Origin of the sequence: Clostridium sp. OM05-5BH (assembly GCF_003481505.1) — a bacterium.
Lineage (GTDB): Bacteria > Bacillota > Clostridia > Lachnospirales > Lachnospiraceae > Otoolea > Otoolea fessa.
In genome coordinates this window covers 276-557 of the sequence record NZ_QULJ01000038.1, presented here as the reverse complement: position 1 = coordinate 557, position 282 = coordinate 276, and the positions used below count along the sequence as shown (strand labels likewise).

The following is a 282-nucleotide window of genomic DNA, read 5'->3' as shown; positions in this document are numbered from 1 at the left end:
GCTCCTTCCACACCCACATTTTCATGCTCAACTTCGTGGATTTTGTTGTGGAGATAAAACCATGCTTCGGTGCGGGCTCCCCGGACAGCTTTCTTCGCAAGCCCCGGCGGTTTCTTCGCTGCCCGTTTTGCCTCGGTCTTGTCCAGTTTCGCCCGAGCCTTTCCCAGCTTTTCCCCGGCGTGTTCCGCTTTTGCCTGTGCTTTCTGGTACTTATCCTTTTTGCTCCCGGCCTTCTCGGCGGAGCCCTCCGGCTCCTGTGCCTTGCCGGTATCCTGCGGCCCG

Annotated in this window: 1 pseudogene; it reads right to left on the bottom strand. The window is 58.9% G+C overall.

Annotated elements, in window-relative coordinates:
* Positions 1 to 282 (bottom strand): annotated as a pseudogene (locus DXB70_RS14005) (NlpC/P60 family protein); the annotation flags it as partial.